This window comes from Arcobacter sp. CECT 8989 (assembly GCF_004116715.1).
GTDB lineage: Bacteria > Campylobacterota > Campylobacteria > Campylobacterales > Arcobacteraceae > Halarcobacter.
The window spans coordinates 1-19,858 of the sequence record NZ_PDKE01000016.1; the positions used below are offsets into that span (position 1 = coordinate 1).

Consider the following 19,858-nt stretch of genomic DNA (forward strand, 5'->3'; position numbering starts at 1 on the left):
TTCTAAAGCTTTCCATCTCAGTAATATCTGATTCATCAAATTGAGTAACGTGAGGCATTGAAACCCAGTTTCTATGTAATGATGGTCCAGAAATCTTTTGAATTCTACTAAGCTCAACAGTTTCAATCTCACCAAATTGAGAGAAATCAATCTCTTTAAGCTCTGGGAAGTTAAATCCAAGACCTGTTCCAGTTCCTGCAGCTGCTACTGCTGGTTTAGATAATTGCTCTTTTACATAAGCTTTAATATCGTCTTTAAGGATTCTTCCTTTTCTACCAGTTCCTTTTACGAAACCTAAATCAACACCAAACTCTCTTGCAACTTTTCTAACTGAAGGAGAAGCATAGATTTTATCAGACTTTTCAATTGACACTGAAGTATCTTTAATATCTTCTATAGAATTTAATTCATTTTTTTCTTCATTTAATAATGAAATATTCGAACTAGAAGTTGATACTTTTTCATCATTTTTAACTTCTTCTTGAATGATTAAAGTTTCAGTTTGTTCTGATTCTTCTTCAACTTCAATTTTTGCTATTAAATCACCAGAGTTTACTTTATCTCCAACTTTTACAAGAATTTCTTTAATAACACCTGCATGAGTTGTAGGAACATCCATAGAAGCTTTTTCAGTCTCTAAAGTAATAAGACCGTCTTCAACTTCTACAGTATCACCAACTTCAACCATGATTTCAATTAAATCAACGTCTTTGTCCGCTCCTAAATCAGGAATAAAAATATCTACTAAAGTACTCATCTTTTACTCCTTAAGCATAGAAAGCATCGATTTTTTCACTTGAAATTGAATATTTTTTCATAGCTTCTAACACTATAGAACTTTCAATTTTACCAGACTGTGCTAACTTAGATAACGTTGAGAAAACAATAAATTTAGCATCTACTTCAAAGTGTTCTCTTAATCTTTCTCTACTATCAGATTTTCCAAACCCATCTGTTCCTAAAGTATGATATTCACCTTTAATACTTCCTCTAATTTGTTCAGCATAAGACTTCATATAGTCTGTTGTTGCAATAATGATATCCTCTTTATCCTCACCCAAAATTTTCTGAACAAAGTCTTGTTTTGGCTCAGTACTAGGATTTAAAAGATTTTCTCTTTTTACTTCTTGTGCTTCTCTTCCTAAGTTTGTAAAAGAAGTTACACTATAAAGTTCTGATTTAATATCAAAATCATCAGTTAAAATTCTTGCAGCTTTTCTTACTTGCTCAAAAATTGCTCCACTTCCTAGAAGTTTTACTTTGAAATCATTCTTTGCTTCAACTGTATCAAAATGATAAATACCTTTTATAATACCTTCTTCAATTCCTTCTTTAATTTCAGGATGAGTATAGTTTTCATTTGTAACAGTTATATAGTAATAGATATTTTCCTGTGCCTTTCCATACATTCTTTTAATACCATTTTGAACAATTACTGCTAATTCATATCCATACGTTGGATCATAGGATAAACAGTTTGGAATAACTGTTGATTGAATATGACTCTGTCCATCTTGATGCTGTAAACCTTCACCATTTAATGTTGTTCTTCCAGAAGTTGCACCTATTAAAAAACCTCTAGCTTGAATATCACCAGCAACCCATGCTAAATCTCCAATTCTTTGAAATCCAAAGATTGAATAATAAATATAAAAAGGAATCATTGGACAGTTATTTACAGAATATGAAGTTGCAGCTGCAATCCAAGATGACATAGCTCCAGCTTCACTTATCCCTTCTTCTAATATCTGTCCTGTTTTCTCTTCTCTATAATATGCCACTTGGTCTCTATCATGAGGTTCATATTTTTGTCCCTCATGGGCATAAATTCCAATTTGTCTAAACATACCTTCCATACCAAAAGTTCTTGCTTCATCTGGAACAATTGGAACAATAGATTTTCCAATATTTTTATCTTTCGCAAGAGATGTTAAAATTCTAATAAAAAGCATTGTAGTAGATACTTCTCTATCCCCTGTACCTTTCAAAATATTTTCAAAAGAGTTTAATTTTGGAATATTAAGTTCATTTGAGAACACAGTTCTTCTATTTGGAAGGTATCCTCCAAGTTCTTCTCTTTGTTTATGTAAGTACTGCATCTCATCAGAATCATTAAGGGGAATATAATAAGGAATATCTTTTAACTCTTCATCTGAAATTGGTAAGTTAAATCTATCTCTAAACTCTTTTAATTGTTCTTCTTGTAAATCTTTTACACTATGAGCAATATTTTTCCCTTCACCTGATTCACCCATTCCATAACCTTTAACCGTCTTAGCTAAAATTACAGTTGGTCTACCTTTCGTTTTTGTTGCTTTATCAAAAGCAGCATATACTTTTACTGGGTCTTGTCCCCCACGTTTTAGTTTTGGGATTTCTTCATCACTCATATTTTTAACTAAATCTTTTATCTCTGGACATTTATCAAAAAAGTTTTTTCTTCCATATTCACCTGGTTTTTGCTTGAAGTTTTGGTATTCACCATCAAGAGTATCTTCCATTATTTGTTTTAAATTACCTGATTTATCTGCATTTATTAAAGCATCCCAAGTTCCACTCCAAATAACTTTGATTACTTCCCAATCACTTCCCCTAAATTTTCCTTCAAGTTCTTGTATAATCTTTCCATTTCCACGAACAGGACCATCAAGTCTTTGAAGGTTACAGTTAACAACAAAAATTAAGTTATCTAAACCTTCCCTTCCAGCAAGTCCAATCGCTCCTAAAGATTCTGGTTCATCTGTTTCACCATCACCTAAGAAACAATAAACTTTTTGATTTGAACAATCTTTTATACCTCTATTTGTAAGATACTTTAAAAATCTTGCTTGATAAATAGCTTGTATTGGACCAAGTCCCATAGAACCAGTTGGAAACTGCCAATACGTAGGCATAAGTTTTGGGTGTGGGTATGAAGATAATCCATTTCCCCCCACTTCTTGTCTAAAGTTGTCCATTTGTTCTTGACTTAGTCTTCCTTCTAAAAATGACCTAGCATAAATACCTGGAGAACTATGGGGTTGAAAATAAACTAAATCTCCACCATCATTTTCATTTGCTGCTTTAAAAAAGTGGTTAAACCCTACTTCATATAATGTTGAAGCAGAAGCATATGTAGAGATATGTCCTCCTAATCCAAGTTTTGTTTTAGATGCTCTTACAACCATTGCTTGTGCATTCCACCTTACAATTGCATCAATTTTTTCCTCAAGTACCCTGTTCCCAGGCATAACTGGCTCATCTTTTGGATCAATTGTATTTATATATGCCGTTGTTGCTTTATAAGGAAGATGAGAACCATTTCTTCTCATCTTGTCTATCATTTCTTCAACTAAGAAATGTGCTCTTTCTTTTCCTTCTTCTTCAATAACAGCCTCTAAAGACTCTAACCATTCTTGTGTCTCTTCTTGGTTTATATCATTTAAAATTGGATTTGTCATTATTATCCCTTCCTCTTTTATTAAGAAATATCTATTGTTAAATATTAGTAGTAAGAGATACTAGACGAAATTTGTCTAATATCATTTATAAAAAGTAGTATTAAAATTTAATAGCAATTTTTCCAATTGCTTTACCAGACTCACTAATTTTATGTGCCTTTTTTATACTAGCTACAGAAAAACCATTTATTGTTTTAGTCAATGTTGTTCTTATTTTACCTTCATCCACAAGTGATGCAATTTGGCTTAGAATTTCACCTTGCTTTTTTATATCATCTGTATTTAACATAGGTCTTGTAAACATAAATTCCCACATAAAAGATGCAGATTTAGGTTTAAGTTTATTTATATCAACTGGTGTATTTGTATCAACAATTGAACAAATCTTTCCTTGTGGAGCAATAAGCTCTGCCATTGCATCCCAGTGAATTTCCGTATTTGCTACATTGAAAATATAATCAACTGTTTCAAACCCAACTTCTTTAACAGAATTTACTAAATCTCTATGATTTACCACATAATTAGCTCCCATACCTGTAGACCAAGTAATTGTTTCTTCCCTTGAAGCTGTAGCAATAACAGTTAAATTAGTTGTAGATTTAGCAATCTGTGTAGCAATTGAACCAACACCACCTGCACCACCAATGATTAAAATTGTTTTATTTTCAGTTGGATTAATATTCATTCTATCAAACATAGCTTCCCAAGCAGTAAGTGAAGTAAGAGGTAAAACAGTTGCCTCCTCATCGTTCAATGACTTTGGAGAAAGAGCTACAATTCTAGAATCAATAAGTTGGAATTCTGAATTAGAACCATTTTTAGATACATCACCAGCATAATAAACCCTATCTCCAATTTTAAAACTATTTACTTTGTCTCCAATATCAACAACAATTCCAATTCCATCATACCCAAGAATTTTTGGTTCATCAAGCACTGTATCTTTTGCTGCATTTGCTCTCACCTTTGTATCCACTGGGTTCATTGATACAGCATTAACCTTTACTACTATATCAAAACCTATTGCTTTTGGTTTTATTGTTTCAAACTCAATTAAACTTTCTTCATGGTCAATCTCATATGATGTTTTAAATCCTATTGCTTTCATTTTTTTCCCTTTATTCTATTTCTATAAGAGTATTATAGACTGATAAAAAATTTATTTCTCTATTCAAAATTTCTTTTTTGTTATCTTATATTGCTATTTTTTCTATCTTGTGATAGAATTTATTTATGAAGAAGGATACAAAACATTTACGAGCAGAAATAGTAAATACATCATTGAACTATATTTATCAATATATTGACACTGATATATCTTTGGAAGAGCTAGCAAAATTAAATAGTGTAAGTAAATTTCACTTTCACAGAATTTTTAAAGAAGAGACTGGTGAAAATCTTTTTGACAGAATAACTTCAATCAGACTTCAAAAAGCAGCTAATCTTTTAATTACAAACAATTATTCTACAATATCTGAAATAGCAAACTTATGTGGATATTCTTCACATACTTCTTTTATTAAAGCATTTAAAAAACGTTTTACATATACCCCCAGTCAGTGGAGAAAAGGTAAATTTAAGAACTTTACAAAAGATAAACTTAACATAGATGAGAGTATTATAAAAGGTTTTGAAGAACTCAAACCTAAAATAAAAGTTATCCCTAAAAAAATATGTGCACATATAAGACATAAAGGTTATGATAGTCTTGCTTTGTCTAAAGTATGGCAAAGATTATTAGCTTTTGCATATCAAAATAATTTATCAAATAACACTCAAATTGGTATTTATCATGATAGTACAATTATTATTCCATATGAAGAGTGTAATTATATTGCAGCACTAGAGGTTGATGAAAGTTTTAAACCAAATAATTCCATTAGTAAATTCGAAGTAATAGAATCATTATGTGCTATTTTCCATTATGAAGGAAAATATGGAGATATTTGTAAACTTATGACATATGTTTATCAATATTGGATGCCAAATAGTGGATATGAGGCAACAACCTTACCTGCATATGTCATATATACCCAAAATCATTATTTAGATGAAAATGATTCTTTTATATTAGATCTATATGTTCCTATTCAGATTGTCTAATTTTTGTTATAATTTGAACAGTCTCAATTTAGTTAATTCTAATTAAAATATTTTTGTAATTCTTTATTAGTTTTAAACCAATCATTCTCTACTTTTAACCACATTTATATACTGTATGTGTTACTCTATAAAGTATAGTTTTATTATTAAATAATTTTGAATATTGCATTACCAGAATAATAAATATACACACCTACGATGACATTTGGACTAGTGAATTATTATGTCATTTATTCCTTGTATCATAAAATCGTTTAAAATTTTATCTTTTATTTCTCAAAAAAAGTGAAAAAATATTATTTATTTTCACTCTCTTCTAATACTTCAATATATTCTTCAAAAAAATATACATTTGTAGTTAAATTTTTAAGAATATTGTCGTTAATGTTCTTAGAAATTTTATATTTTTCAAGTGCTTTTTTACAATATAAAATATCTAGTTTATGAAATGTTTCCAAAAAAGACTGATTATTTATTGGGCTAATAATTGTATCTGGACTTTTTGCTTTCCAAAATGTATTTTGAATACTTTTCATTAGTATTGGCTGATTATTAGAACCCTTGATCAGCTCAGTACATTCAGCATTTAATTGAGTCGATATTGATTTATATAAATCTAACGAATTTTTGTAATTTACACTTTGAGTACTAAATAAAAAGCTATTTGTTATGATTAGAATAGTTAAAATTTTTATCATTTTTCCTCCTTAATATTTTTTAATGGTATAAATACTTCACATATGGACTATTAAAAATAACTAGTTTTAATAATAACCACCATAGATAAACTGCAACTTCAGAATTAAACCTTTCTTTAGAAGATATTCCATGAGATACATCGTTTCTAAGATTATATCCAAACTTATATGTTAGCAAATGTTTTAACTCCTCAAGTATATTATTGTCAAGAAGTGATTTAATGTCAGGAGTATCAAGTAATGTATTTAATCCTTTTTCAACTTCAATAGCACTACCCTGCTCCATCACTGTAGTTCTCACTCCTGCTTGTTTAAGTAAGGTTCTTATTAAGTACTCTACTTGAGGAATTAATAAATGTGTTGACACTAGGAAGTTTCTTTCAAATCCAAAGTATAAACCTTCAGCCCAGATTGTTGCTCTATCTCTTGGAACTATATTTGATTGAATACACAAATCATTTAAGAAATCTTTTGTGATAGTATGATCAGTAATAAATTGAATAAATGCAGGAATTATATTTGCTTTTATGCAATTCTGTATATCTTTTGCATATCTTGAATGAACTTCTTCTTTTACTTTCTCTTCAAATGCATCACCAGATAACTCTACTGTTCCTTTTGTTTCAGCAGCTACTCTACCATCTTCAAGTAACATAGAAGAACCTACTGTTCTACTAAAAGCAGAAGAAAGATGTTCACGAGATTCTTTATCAAGATTTTTTAAATTTGGACAATAGGTAATAAAAGCTAACTTTACAATTGCATTTTCAAGACTTGAGTTTTTCATTAACTCAATTGAAGACTCAGATTCTTTTGTGATATCAACAGGTCCAATATTTATTTTTGTAAATGATTCTATAGCTTTTAAATTTGATGAGGTCATTTCTTTATGTATTTCTTCTATTCTCTCATTAATATTTAATTCTTTCCTATGTTTATTAGGTATGGTTCTGTATTCATGAATAGCACTCTCAAATAACTTTGCAGCTACAATTGCATTATCTGTTCTTGTAAATGCTTCATTTATAAAAGACTCAGCTACTTTGCAAGTAATTTCAATTATATTTTTTTTATCATCATCATTTGTTTTTTGTAACCACTTCTTCATATCAAATAAATATGTTCGTTGAAATTTATAATCTTTTTCTTTTTCAAAATGTATAGCAAATTCAGTTAGTTTTCTGTAGACACTACTTTTCTCATCTTCTTCTATTTCTTTTAAGTCTAATAATAATCTAAAGATATTTGAGCAGTGTGCATACTGTTCTACAGTAGAGCTTAAAACATTTTCAAGAATGATTGACTTTATTTTATCTACTGGTTGTTTTGTTAATAAACTAAGTTTAATTGCCCTTCTAAAACTTCCTATTGAGTTGAAATCAAATATGTGTTCTTCATCAAGAGGAAACTTTATAAAACTATCTATAGCAATTAATAAATGAGTAAAATTCCTTTTTTCTCTATAAAGCCATAAGAAATCAGCTATAAATGCTTTTAACCTATAATCATCACATATATCAACTAAGTACTCTAAAAGCTCAAGATTCTCAATTACAAGCTTTTTAGGAGTATATTCTTGTGAGATTCCTTCCCATTTAATAAATGAAGTATATGGTTCATTTAAACTTTCATCATTTAATTGAAATGCACAAATCTCAGAAAGTAAATTTAGAACAATATTTAAATCACTATTTTTGTCATACTTATTTGCAAGGTCATAAAGTTTTGTTTTCATATCCCAGAAGTGTTTACAATCTTTAATAACTTCCAGGTAATTAGTATTTTTTAAATCTTTATGTGTGAATGAAATACTCATTTATCTCTCCAGAGCTTAATAGTTATTAGTAAAAGGTTGATATCTATAGATTAAATAAATTGATAACTATATACAAGTTAAATTACAAAGTTTATCTTAATAATTATTATAGTAATTTAAACTAAATTATAAAGGATAATAATGGCTAAATTTATTGATAACCCACTTGATATTATAAGTGTTGACACAAAAATTAAAACAATAGATGTCAAAAATAAAGATTTATATTTAATAATTAATGTAAGTGGTGGAACTTCTACTAAGTACAAAATACATAGTGATTCAAGATTTAGTATAGAATATATAGAAAAGAAGATTAAGAATAAGAAAAAAGATTCAGATATTATAATCAGAGAAGACTCAGAAAGAAGATATTTATACATTGAAATAGATAATGAGATAATGCAAGTTACAGGAACAAAAATATAAGTCTTTTTTAGGCTTATTCAAATAACTTTTTTATAAAACTTATTTTATTTGTAGGTGTTAAAAATTCCGTCTCAATCTGATAAAATAATATCAAGGATTGACATGGAAGATAAAGTAGTAAAGTATAAACTGTAAGCCTTCACTATAAAAATATTATAGTAAAAACTCACTAAAGAATTTTGGTAAGTTAACTGAGTAAATTCCAACTGCAATAAGGATGCAGCTAAATATAAATTTGTACAAAATAAGCTCCTCTAAAAATGAATTTTCTATTCATAAAAAACTTTACAATAATATAGTGAATATTCTATTTTTGCTCGTTTTTAAGTAACCTTATACAATTACATCTTAGTTTGCAATGCTTTAAAAATATAGTGTTTTAACTTCAAACACCTTTCTATTAGATAAGATAAAATATGATTATAAGATATTTAAAAGAAGAAAATAGTAATCAAAATTCACAAGTTAATCAGGATGAATTATAATGAAAGATACTTATGAAATTGATATAAACAGCAACTATACTGATATCTTTTTATTGATAAATTCTAAAGAAAAATTACAAAGTTTTCTAAACTATATTCCAGAGTTTGTTGTTAAAGAAACAAGAGAACAAATGGAAAAAAAAGAAGATGAATTCTTTCCTGTTGCTATTCTAAATGAAAAAGGAAAAGTTATCGAAATGGATTACAATACTGTTGTAAAATGTTTTACTTATTGGTCAAAAGATGTGTTAGGTTTCTCTCAATGGGAAGATATTCCTAAGATATTTAATTACAGTTTTTTATCAAATAGTTCAAAGCCTACTAATCAAAGTGTGTTCTTTTCTAGTATCATTTTTGGTATGTTTCATAGAGCAACTTCTGTAGGTTTTGACTTTACAAGAGGTGTTACAGGTTACAAACATTTACACGCAGTTCCTATTATTTATAAGTCTAATGCTACTGGAGAACTAATGCAATATGCTGCACTTACATTTTATATCAAAAAAATAAATGATGTGATAAAAGACAATAACTTTGAAGAGGATTTTAAACAAGCATTGGATTATTCAAGTGAAGCTTTTACACAAATAGCATTTGGTATCAAAAAATGTAAAGATGAATGGGGAGCAGAGCAACAAAATCACTATGAAGTGTGATTTTCATTCTATATTATAGTATATATAGTATATGTTTAGAAAACATTAGTAATGTGCGATTATATTTATTATAAAATACTATATTCACACAGATAAACTTTTACCCTAAGAGAATTACTAAGTTTGATTTAGGGTTAAATATAGCTTTTAAAATCACATAGAGTACTCTAAAATCAATTTTAAATGATTTTTAGTACCTATGGCTAACTTTGAAGAATAAAAGCTTTATTTTCAAAATTTACATAGGAATTGCAATGGAGCCACTTAAAATTTTCCTTTACATAATCATAATACTTTTATTTTTAACCTTAATATTTCTTCTTTATAAAAAATATTTTGATAAAAAACTTTTATTAAATATATTGGAAAAAAAGAAAATAGAAGAGAAAGAAGAAGGTGAAAAAATATTAGAAAAAAAAGAAGAGAAATTTTTTCATGAAGATGCATCAATGGATGAAATAAAAGAACATATAAAACTTTTGAATAAAACAAAGCAAGACTTCTTTAGCTCAAATACATTAAATGGTCAAGTTGAAGTTGACTTTGTAATTGGTTCACAAATCTTAAAAAATTGGGATCATTATAATCTTATAACTGAAGATGGAAAAATAATTCTAAAAAAAGAGATTGCTGCAACTGACAAAAAAGAAAATATTATTGAACATAATGATAATGAATTTATCATTAAAAATAATAAGAGTGAAGAAGTAAAAAAAGAATTTGTACCAGAACTAGAAGAGAACGATAATAAACTTGTTGATGTTAATCTAAATATAGAAGAAATTAAAACAAAAGTAATTAGTGAAAATAAAAAACAAAAAAGTGAAAAAGCAATAGATAAAAAAGAAGAAGAAAAATTAAATGAGTCAAAAGAAACAAATAATATAAAGATTGATGAGAAAAAGAAAAAAAGTTTCGATAATGAATATGACTTCTTCAATTTAATTATTTCTTTAGATAAAAAAGAAATTGAAGAATTACTCTTTTATGTTTTTAATAAATTACTAATTGAGAAAGATAAATCTTTTATTTATAACTCAAGTGATGAGCAATTATATTTAAATATGAAATTCTTTTTTTCAGAACTACAAAATAATTTCATAGATATAACAAATATAAAAGTAGATTTAAATTACAAGTTTGATGAAAAAATTGAAGTCAGTGAAGATAGAATAAATTTATTAATTAATTTAAATAAAAAAATAGAATATGACTTATTTAAAATTTTAGAATTTAAAAATAAAAATCATATTGCAAAAAAATATTTATTTGTATTTCATGAAGATGAAGAAAATGAATTATTAATAAATGAATATTATTTAACACTTCAAGATACTAGTAAAATTGAAGAGATAAAAAATAGAGCTGCAGTACCAGAAAAAATATTTAAAGCATATCACCAAATAAATATGTATCTAATGAAAAAAAATAAAAAAGAAGAAAAGCCTTTCTAAAAAGCTTTCTTCTTTAATTCTTTGAAAAAATATACCAACAATCTTTTTAAATAAACTCTTTTGTATTATGTTACTCTTTAATTGTATTCTGTAAGTGTTACTTTGTATTGTAGGGTTTTTTGTTATTATGAAATGCCCTATTTATAGTTACTCCTAAATAGTTGAAAAAATTACACAGTTACCTCCTAGTAATTACATAATTACCAGAGGGGTAACTGTAGAATTACCCCTGCAAAACTACACAATTACTCAGGGGTAATTGTGTAATTACTCCCCTTTACATAGGGGTAACTGTAGAATTACCCCTATTAAAAACCCTGTTGTTATGGTATATTTGAGTAAAATTGAAGGATATATATGAAAAAACTCTTAGTTACTACTACCCTACTTCCTGCATTAGCTTTTGCAGTTTCTATTGAGGATTATATTGATACAAATAAATGTGATCAAATTATTGATAGACAACTATATAAAATTTGTTATAGTTATAAAAATAAAGGACCACTTTCTGGTTGGGTAAAATTAGATGGAAATAATGTTAATACATCTAGGGATATTAAAAAAAGACCTAGATTTTATAATGAAAAAACTATTCCACTTAAGTACAGAACTAAGTATAAAGATTACACAGGTACAGGACACCTTTATAATAGTACATGTTAGTTTAATTAAAATGTAAAATATCCAATATTTATTTTAATGGACATTTTATTGTAGCTGATGCAGATTTTGATTATAATATTAAAGCATTAAATAAAGCATACACAATGGCAAATATTATTCCTCAAAGTGCAAAAGTTAATCAAAAAACTTGGACTAAAGTTGAGAGATATGGAAGAACATTAGCACAAAAATTAGGTTATATAAATTCAATATCAATTGCTGAATATTTAGAACCAAATAATCAAATAAAAAATGGAATTGTAATACCCACAAATTTATATAGAATTTATTTCAATAATACTGCAAATTTTGAGAAATGTTTTAAGTATAAAAATGAACTAAATATTGACTATAAAAATGATAAATTAAAAGAGCATGAAATTGATTGTGATTTAATAAAAATAAATAGATAAAAAAGAAGAAAAATGACTAATGATAATAAGCTAAAAAATACAATTATAGATTTATTTGAAAAAGAAGAAAAAGTAATAATTTCTTTAGATGGAAGTTGGGGAACTGGAAAAACATATTTATGGAAAAGCATTATTAAAGAAGAATCTATTTCTCAAAAAACTATTGTATATATTTCTTTTTTTGGTAAAGAGTCTATTGCTGAAATAAAAGCAGAAATAGCTGCACAAATTTATATTAGTTATCTAAATAATAAAAGATTTTTTAAGTGGCTAAAAAAAGATTACTCTTCAATACTTGGAAAACAAAATAAAATTAATTTATCAGAATTATTTATATTTATTCCAAAAGAATTTTTAGAAAAAAATGTAATTATATGTTTTGATGATTTTGAAAGGAAATCAAATAAAATTGAAGCAAAAGAAATATTAGGATTAATTTCTTATTTAAGTGAGCATAAAAGTTGTAAAATTTTGATGATTTTAAATAACTTTAAAAATGTAATTAATGATAAAGAAATAATTAATGAATATAAAGAAAAAATAATTGACTACAGTTTTTATTATAGCCCAGAGGCTATTACTAATTTTAAAAAAGTATCAACAGCATTAAATATAAATACTAAAGATGGAATACTTACTGAAATAATTGAAGATATTAATATAAATAATTTAAGAGTTCTGAAAATAGTTATTAGAGATTTAAATGAGTTTAAATTTTTAATTGATAAAACTGAAAAATATGAAAATATAAAAAAAGAATTACTGTTAAATATAGTTCATTTATCTATGATTACTTCAACTATTTTAGATAAAAATATTAAAGAAATTATAGAAAATATGCAAAATGATAAAGATGAAATAGAAAATAAAGTTTGTAATGATAAGGACAAGGTTCTGAAAAGAATAAATATTAATTATCCTTTACTTGATGAGTTTGTATATTACTTTATTAATTATGATTATGATAAAAGAAATCTTGAGAAATTATTAGACGAGCTGATAGAAATAGAAAAAGATTCTATAGAGCATTTGAAAAATAATAAAATATTAAAAGTAGAAATAAAAGAATTTAAAGAAAAAGTTAAAAACTTAATACATAATCATAGATATAATTTGGACTATAAAGAAAGTGACTTTGTAAATTGTGCATATAAATTAACAAATGACACTATATTAGATAAATATAAATACAACATGTACTGCAACATAGTTTATGAGGTTTATAAAATAAAAAAGACTAATAAACAAGCAGAAGAAGCTTATAAAAATGGTATGTTAAAAATTAAAGACTATGTTATGGAAAATGAAAATCTAGTATATGGTGATGCAAGTGTTAACTATTTGGAAGAAATTGATGAATATAATGAATTATTAAAAAAACATAGAGAACTACTTGAAAATAAAAAAATAAGAGAAAAACCACTATCAAAAAAAGAACTCAAAGATATTTTAAAATGGATTAAAAGAGAAGAATTTCATAAATTACTAAATTTTTCTAAAGATGATTATTTAGAATATTTAAAAAATGATAAAGACTTTTTAGAGGCTATTTTTAGATTTATGGATTCGTTAAGATTTGAAGGAATGGAAGATTATCTTATTTACTCAAAAAATATAAGAATTGCATTGAAAGAATTAATAGAAGAAGATAATGAATATGCTAAGAAAATAAATAGAGAATTTGAAAAGATTTTTAGTGCTTTTGAGTATTATGAAAAAAATAGTAATATATATAGATTAGAGTAATTAAGAAATTTTAAATTAAAAATTGTGATAGCTAGTTGAAGGATTAAGCAAAAATTTTCTACGGTGGAAAATTTTAAAGAAGATGTATAAATGAATTTGTAATAAATATTCTAATAGCAGTTTTCTCAGAATAAAATTTATGTAATACATCATGATGTACCCTATTCTTTTTATTCTATTACATCATATACAGTATCTATATTTAATTTTAGTAATATTTTAAGTACACTGCAATATTATTTGAAATAATGTATATTAAAGATAATTTCACTAATGCCTGTTGATTAAGGAAATTTCTATATCCATTGTAATTTATGAATTAAAAGAGTTAGTATTGTAATATATAGAAATATAATATTGTATTTCCAAGTTCATATATATGCAATAGCTATACCAGTCTTTTGTATATTTTCTTGGATGAGGTTTGCTCTACCCCTGCTCTACTCTTTTTAAAAAAGATTTACTTACAAAAATCATCATATTATGATATTAGCATCTTAAATATATAAAGATACAAAAGTAAATGATATGAGTTTAAAAGTTAGTATCAAGAAAACTAATATATAAGAAATGACTTGATTTCATTTGCAATGCAGATTAAATCATGAAGATAGCAAGATGAATTAATAAAAGAAGTTTCAAACAAACTCAAAGATACTTTTAAAGCAAAATTAAAAAATTTCTAGTGCTGTAAGAACATTACCATTTCATGTAAATAAATATGGCGAAGAAAACTTATAGAATAAGTTCAAAGAGAATAGGGTATTTAGCATACATAAAAACTCTGGATACACAATAAGCTGTTACATTGGATTAGTAATATATTAGTTTTCTAAGTTATTTGTGATAATTATTTTAAATAAATTTTTCTACCGTAGAAAAAAATAAACATATTTTACGATTGCAGTATCGTACTATTGACAAAAATTTAAAATGCGATTATAATGTCGTAAAAATTAAGTAAAATTTTCTACGGTAGAAAATTAAAGGAAATATAATGCATCTAAGATTTGAAAATAGAAAACCTACAAATGCAGAATTAGCAAAACACAAAGGTTATAAAAATGAAAGTTCTTTTAGAGCCTTTGCAAATGCTAACCCAGAAGAAGCAGAAGCAACAATACTTGAATATAAAGGAGAAAATTATCCTTTTCTATTAATTGAAGACTATGCAAAGTTTCATTATCCAGACGAGAATCTGGAAACTGTTGTAAAAGAATTAGAAGAAAAAATCTTAAATAATGAAATACCAGGTACAATCTACACTGATGGTAACAACAATAGAAACATTTACTTACCTGCGATTTATCCATACATTGAAGAAATATTAAAAGAGTTAGATAATCTTAGAAAAACAAAAGTTATTTGTATTGGTAACTATAAGGGTGGAGTAGGGAAAACTACAAATCTTTGTAACATTGCAGGAATTTTAGCATACTTAGGAAAAAAAGTATTACTTATAGATAATGATGTGCAAGGAAACTGCACAACTTCTTTTGGATATATAAGAGAAGATTTTGAGAATACTTTAGTAGAGCTAATTACAAAAGTTAATGATACAGATATTGAAGAGGTACTAAGACAATCAATTATAAATATTGATACAGAAGATTACTTTGAAAATGGAATTAGAGGTAAAATTGATTTAATTCCAAACTCACCAGTTGTAATGGAACTTGCAGAAGATTTACCAACATACAGTAGAAATCTAGGAACAATGGAAAATACATTAAAAAAATTAATTTCTCATGTTAAAGATGATTATGATTATATTTTAATTGATTTACCACCTGCAGTTAACTTATTCCTTAGAATGTCAATTATGGCATCTGACTATTTTGTGTTTTCATTAACTCCTGAAACTTTTTCAAGAGACGGTATCCCTTCAATCATTAGACCAGTTATTAAACAAGCAAAAATTTATAAGGAAGAAGTAGGAAAAGAGTATAAAGTTTTAGGAGCAATAAACTCTATGTATGAAAGTAGAAGTAATCAGCATCTAACTAATACTGAGAACTCAAATGAAAAACTAATAGACTTATTAGGAGAAGATTATACTTTATTTGATACATTTATTCCAAAGAATAAAATCTTTGATCGTGCACAGTTAGCAGCAAATAGTGCAGCAGTTTTTGAAGCTCCTACTGATAAAGGTACAAGAAGTTTCTTTGATTTAACAAAAGATATAGTTATGAGAATGTATCTTGAAGAACTAAAAAACTAAAGTAGGGTAGAGTAATGAAAGATTTTAAAGATTATGAAAAAAAGAGTGTTGAAGAATTAATTGAGTTATTAGCTAATTCAGATAAAAAAGAAATTAAATCTTTTCAAGCTTATATGACACGAAAAGGTCAAGTAAAGTTAGCCCTTAATGTTATTGCAAAACTAAGTCAAAAAAAACATACTAAATCTGTATTATCTGAGAGAAGTTTAGAGCCTACAGACAATACAGAGTCTAACTATTTAGAATTAGATGAAATTCAACCCAACCCTAGACAAGTAAGAAAGATATTTTCACAAAAAGATATTCAAGCTAAAAAAGATAGTATTAAAGCAAATAAGCAAATTACTCCAATTATTGTATATAAAAATAAAGAAGGAATTGTTTATTTAATTGAAGGTCAATTAAGACTAGCAGCTTTCAAAGAGTTAAGAGAAGAAGAGGGTGCTAAATACAATAAGATAAAAGTTGATTATCTTAAAGAAGATGAATACAATGAAAAAGACTTTAGAAAAGATGCATTAACAGCAAATGAGGCATCTACAAAAATGCATATGTTTGATTTAGCAATTAACTATAAAGTAGCTTATGAAGAAGAGAAGCAAGATAATTCTAAACTAACTTATGATGAGTTTGCATCAATGTATGGTAAAACTAGAACTTATGTATATGACTACATCAAAATAGCTTCAATTATTGAAGAACAAAAAGAACTTGCTGATAGGTTATTAGAGCTTGAAATAGATAGTAGAAGATTAATACTTGCAGTTGCAGCACTTAACATTGAAGTAGACAAGAAAGTAGAATTGGTTAATAAGTATAATAAGGGTGAACTAAAAATTACAGATATAGAGAAATTAAATGTAAAAGAGAGTAAACCAAAACAAAAGGTAGTTAAAGAATTAACTCTTTTAGATGAAGTGAGTTCTTTTAAAAAGGTAATAACTAATACAAAATATAATAAACTACCAGAACAGAAAAAAGCTTTTGTGGATGAGAAATTAGAAGAAATAAAAAAGATTATGGAACAAATAGAATTAGAATTAAAGGCAAAAAATGACAAAAGCTGAAATTTATTCTAAAATATTAGAAGTAAGTGAGAAAAATATTTAGCCTTTTAGAAAAGTATTTCACGGATGAAGATATTGAGGAATTTTTAAATATAGGAAAGATTCAAAAATTTGATAAGATAAATGATAAATACACTGGTAGTAAATTATTAAAATATTTTATTGCGTTAGAGTCAGTTTCAATTGCTACTGAAAAAGAGTTAGAGTTAGAAAACGACATAAAAGAATTAATAAAAAAATATATAGGGGAAAGTATATGAATATTAAAGAAGATGAAAATAAACTATTGTATAAAGAAGGGAAGGTTAAAGAGTTAGACTCTTTTTATATGACAGCTAATGATAATACTTTTTCATTTTTAGAGGATGCAGAGTATTTTATTTTTAAAAGCTTTATAAGTTCTAAAGATGAAATGTATGCAGAATTTACAAGTGAAGAATTTTTTAAAGAATTAACATTAGAGCCATTTTTAAAGCCTATTATTGTAACAAGAACATTATTGGTTACTGGAATGATGAGAGGAACTGAAGAATTTATGTTTTCTACAAAAGAAGAATCTATAAATGATTATGGCAGAGAAAATATATCAGAAAAATACGACCTAAAAGAATTATTAGATAATACGGAAAGATTAAGAAATATACTTCGTTTTATAAAAGGGCAAGGAGAACCTGATGTATCAATGTTACGAGATGAATTTAAATATAAATTTAATAAAGGAGAAGAAAAATGAAAAAAGGTATTTTAACCATTTTGTTAACAATAATTGTACTAGGGTTTAGTGGTTGTGGAGAAACAACAAGATTAGATAAATACGAGAATAAATTAGAAGATGTTAAAAAAGCACTTGATTATCAAGATATTGAATATGAAGTTAATTATAAAAAAGATTTAGATGAAGAGATTGAAGGACTTGAATATAAGAAATTGAATAATTTTACAAAATATTTAAAAAAACAGTTACTAATTAAAGATTATTATAAAAGTGTTAGACTCCCTGCAATAATTAATTCACAAAGAAAAATTTATTTACCAGATTATGAAATTAATGACACAATAGAACATATTGAAGAAATTGCAAAAAATAAAATAGAGATAAGTGGTCATGAATATGTGTATATATTTTTGAACTTATTAGAAAGTTCTGTTTTTCACATTGAACGAAAAAATGAAGAAGAAGCTAAAAAAAATAAAGAAAAGTTCTATAAAGAGAATACACCAAAAGAAACTACATCTAAATAAAAACACATAGCTAGAATTAATATAATTCTAGCTGTTCGTATTTCACACTAATTAATTTATTTCAATAAATCAAATCAAAAACTTATCTATTATATACTGTAAGTAACAAAAATTACTAGCACCCTTCAAAAAGATAGAAAATGGAAAAAAAAACAATAAAAGATAGATGTTACATTATATTAAAAGAAGATTTTAATGGAAGAGCTTCAGAAAAGCAATTAGCTCAAAGATATACTGAAAGATATCCAGACTATGATAAAAACCACACTAAAACTAAAACACCTTCGTTTGAAAAACTTTGTGGCTCAATTAATGCAGAACTATCGAGAAATAAACTTCATAAAAATATAAAAGTAGATAAGAGTGCTACTCCTGAAGAATATTTTATTGTTCCTGATTATTTGAGTATGCCTGTAATAATTCAACCTATTGGTAATCGCTACACAAAAGAAGAGTTTTTAAAGGATAACTATAACAGATGGGCAGAAAGTATTCTGTATGAAAAAGAATGGAAAAAATCAGTTGGTGCAATTGTTCTATTTGTTAAAAGTGGAAATGTTTTTGCAAAAGGTTTAATTACAAACATCGAAAAAAATAAAAAACAACCTAAATACCAATTAAACTATTTTTATAATTTAAAAGAAGTGGACCAGATAGATTATGACAAAATTTATGAGTATTCAGAATATAGTAGAAGCGAATATTTTAGAGAGTATCTTTTTATAAATGATTATAGAAGTGTAAAAATATTAGAGTACATTTACTCCTTAGAATCAAAAAAATATTTTGATGATCAACAACTTGATAATTTATTAGAAAATGATTTTGAGAACATAACACCTTTAGCTCCAGAAAGAAAACCTCAGAAGCCACCTGATAAAGAAGAATGTAATGGAACTAGAAAATATCCAAGAAATGCTTCATATGCAAAACAATCATTAGTAAATGCAAATTATAAATGCGAGATTAATAGTGAGCATAATACATTTATTTCTAATGCAACAAATGAACAGTACATGGAAGCACATCATTTATTTCCTTTAAGTGCACAAGACAGAATCTATAATAGTTTAGATGTTCCTGCAAATATAATCTCTTTGTGTCCAGGATGCCACAGAAAAATACATCATGCAAAAATTGAAGATAAAGAACAAATGTTAATATCATTGTTTGAAAAGAGAGAGTCTGAGTTAAAAGTATTTGGTATTACTGAAACAATAAAAGATTTAATAGAAATTTATAAAAACTATAAGGTATAAAATCAAATAAGATCTATCACTCATTATACTAATAAATGGACTAATAAAGGCAAGTATATACTAGAATACTATTAAGTAATCTAACCACTTAACACCTCATCACATTCACTCATATTATTACAAGACCAGGATTGAACTCAAGAAAATTCCAAACTCACATGAT

The 19,858-nt window shown here is 26.2% G+C and carries 18 protein-coding genes; 13 read left to right on the forward strand and 5 right to left on the reverse strand.

Annotated elements, in window-relative coordinates:
- The 3 genes from CRV02_RS12930 to CRV02_RS12940 all read right to left on the reverse strand — a co-directional run.
- Nucleotides 1–757 (reverse strand): biotin/lipoyl-containing protein (locus tag CRV02_RS12930; RefSeq protein ID WP_129090676.1); only part of this gene is annotated, 757 nt, incomplete at its 3' end.
- 10 nt (nucleotides 758–767) lie between these two features.
- Entirely contained in the window at nucleotides 768–3,440 is a 2,673-nt protein-coding gene (aceE, locus tag CRV02_RS12935) for a pyruvate dehydrogenase (acetyl-transferring), homodimeric type (RefSeq protein WP_129090677.1), read from the reverse strand.
- A gap of 100 nt (nucleotides 3,441–3,540) precedes the next feature.
- Entirely contained in the window at nucleotides 3,541–4,548 is a 1,008-nt protein-coding gene (locus CRV02_RS12940; protein ID WP_129090678.1) for a zinc-binding alcohol dehydrogenase family protein, read from the reverse strand.
- 125 nt (nucleotides 4,549–4,673) lie between these two features.
- On the opposite strand from CRV02_RS12940, the gene CRV02_RS12945 reads away from it, so the two are divergent.
- On the forward strand, nucleotides 4,674–5,543 hold the full coding sequence (locus CRV02_RS12945) for a GyrI-like domain-containing protein (protein ID WP_129090679.1): 870 nt from the start codon (nucleotides 4,674–4,676) through the stop codon (nucleotides 5,541–5,543).
- 296 nt (nucleotides 5,544–5,839) lie between these two features.
- Here CRV02_RS12945 and CRV02_RS12950 read toward each other — a convergent pair whose 3' ends face one another.
- A complete protein-coding gene (locus CRV02_RS12950) occupies nucleotides 5,840–6,241 on the reverse strand; it encodes a hypothetical protein (RefSeq protein ID WP_129090680.1) in 402 nt (133 codons plus the stop codon).
- A gap of 19 nt (nucleotides 6,242–6,260) precedes the next feature.
- Nucleotides 6,261–8,057: a DUF4209 domain-containing protein gene (locus CRV02_RS12955; protein WP_129090681.1), complete on the reverse strand. Its 1,797-nt coding sequence runs from the start codon at nucleotides 8,055–8,057 to the stop codon at nucleotides 6,261–6,263.
- 141 nt (nucleotides 8,058–8,198) lie between these two features.
- On the opposite strand from CRV02_RS12955, the gene CRV02_RS12960 reads away from it, so the two are divergent.
- The 12 genes from CRV02_RS12960 (at nucleotide 8,199) to CRV02_RS13015 (ending at nucleotide 19,695) form a co-directional block, all read left to right on the forward strand.
- Complete coding sequence (locus CRV02_RS12960; RefSeq protein WP_129090682.1) at nucleotides 8,199–8,486, forward strand: hypothetical protein; 288 nt, start codon at nucleotides 8,199–8,201, stop codon at nucleotides 8,484–8,486.
- 484 nt (nucleotides 8,487–8,970) lie between these two features.
- Complete coding sequence (locus tag CRV02_RS12965; RefSeq protein ID WP_129090683.1) at nucleotides 8,971–9,627, forward strand: hypothetical protein; 657 nt, start codon at nucleotides 8,971–8,973, stop codon at nucleotides 9,625–9,627.
- A 254-nt stretch (nucleotides 9,628–9,881) separates the two neighbouring features.
- Complete coding sequence (locus CRV02_RS12970) at nucleotides 9,882–11,081, forward strand: hypothetical protein (protein ID WP_129090684.1); 1,200 nt, start codon at nucleotides 9,882–9,884, stop codon at nucleotides 11,079–11,081.
- Nucleotides 11,082–11,438: 357 nt separating this feature from the next.
- Entirely contained in the window at nucleotides 11,439–11,744 is a 306-nt protein-coding gene (locus CRV02_RS12975; RefSeq protein ID WP_129090685.1) for a DNA/RNA non-specific endonuclease, read from the forward strand.
- A gap of 47 nt (nucleotides 11,745–11,791) precedes the next feature.
- The gene (locus CRV02_RS12980) at nucleotides 11,792–12,157 is read left to right on the forward strand and encodes a DNA/RNA non-specific endonuclease (RefSeq protein WP_258239310.1); all 366 of its coding nucleotides are present in this window, start codon (nucleotides 11,792–11,794) and stop codon (nucleotides 12,155–12,157) included.
- 12 nt (nucleotides 12,158–12,169) lie between these two features.
- On the forward strand, nucleotides 12,170–13,903 hold the full coding sequence (locus CRV02_RS12985; protein WP_129090687.1) for a P-loop NTPase fold protein: 1,734 nt from the start codon (nucleotides 12,170–12,172) through the stop codon (nucleotides 13,901–13,903).
- A 997-nt stretch (nucleotides 13,904–14,900) separates the two neighbouring features.
- Nucleotides 14,901–16,127, forward strand: coding sequence for a ParA family protein (locus CRV02_RS12990; RefSeq protein ID WP_129090688.1), 1,227 nt, complete (start codon nucleotides 14,901–14,903; stop codon nucleotides 16,125–16,127).
- Between the two features lie 14 nt (nucleotides 16,128–16,141).
- Nucleotides 16,142–17,194, forward strand: a complete 1,053-nt coding sequence (locus CRV02_RS12995; RefSeq protein WP_129090689.1) for a ParB N-terminal domain-containing protein — start codon at nucleotides 16,142–16,144, stop codon at nucleotides 17,192–17,194.
- A 26-nt stretch (nucleotides 17,195–17,220) separates the two neighbouring features.
- Entirely contained in the window at nucleotides 17,221–17,454 is a 234-nt protein-coding gene (locus tag CRV02_RS13000; protein ID WP_129090690.1) for a hypothetical protein, read from the forward strand.
- Nucleotides 17,451–17,927 carry a hypothetical protein gene (locus CRV02_RS13005; protein WP_129090691.1) on the forward strand — a complete coding sequence of 159 codons (477 nt, stop codon included), beginning with the start codon at nucleotides 17,451–17,453 and terminating at the stop codon, nucleotides 17,925–17,927. The genes CRV02_RS13000 and CRV02_RS13005 overlap by 4 nt, the downstream gene beginning before the upstream one ends.
- On the forward strand, nucleotides 17,924–18,436 hold the full coding sequence (locus CRV02_RS13010; protein ID WP_129090692.1) for a hypothetical protein: 513 nt from the start codon (nucleotides 17,924–17,926) through the stop codon (nucleotides 18,434–18,436). Before CRV02_RS13005 ends, CRV02_RS13010 begins: the two co-directional genes overlap by 4 nt.
- Nucleotides 18,437–18,576: 140 nt before the next feature.
- A complete protein-coding gene (locus CRV02_RS13015; RefSeq protein WP_129090693.1) occupies nucleotides 18,577–19,695 on the forward strand; it encodes an HNH endonuclease signature motif containing protein in 1,119 nt (372 codons plus the stop codon).
- The last annotated feature ends 163 nt before the right edge of the window (nucleotides 19,696–19,858 follow it).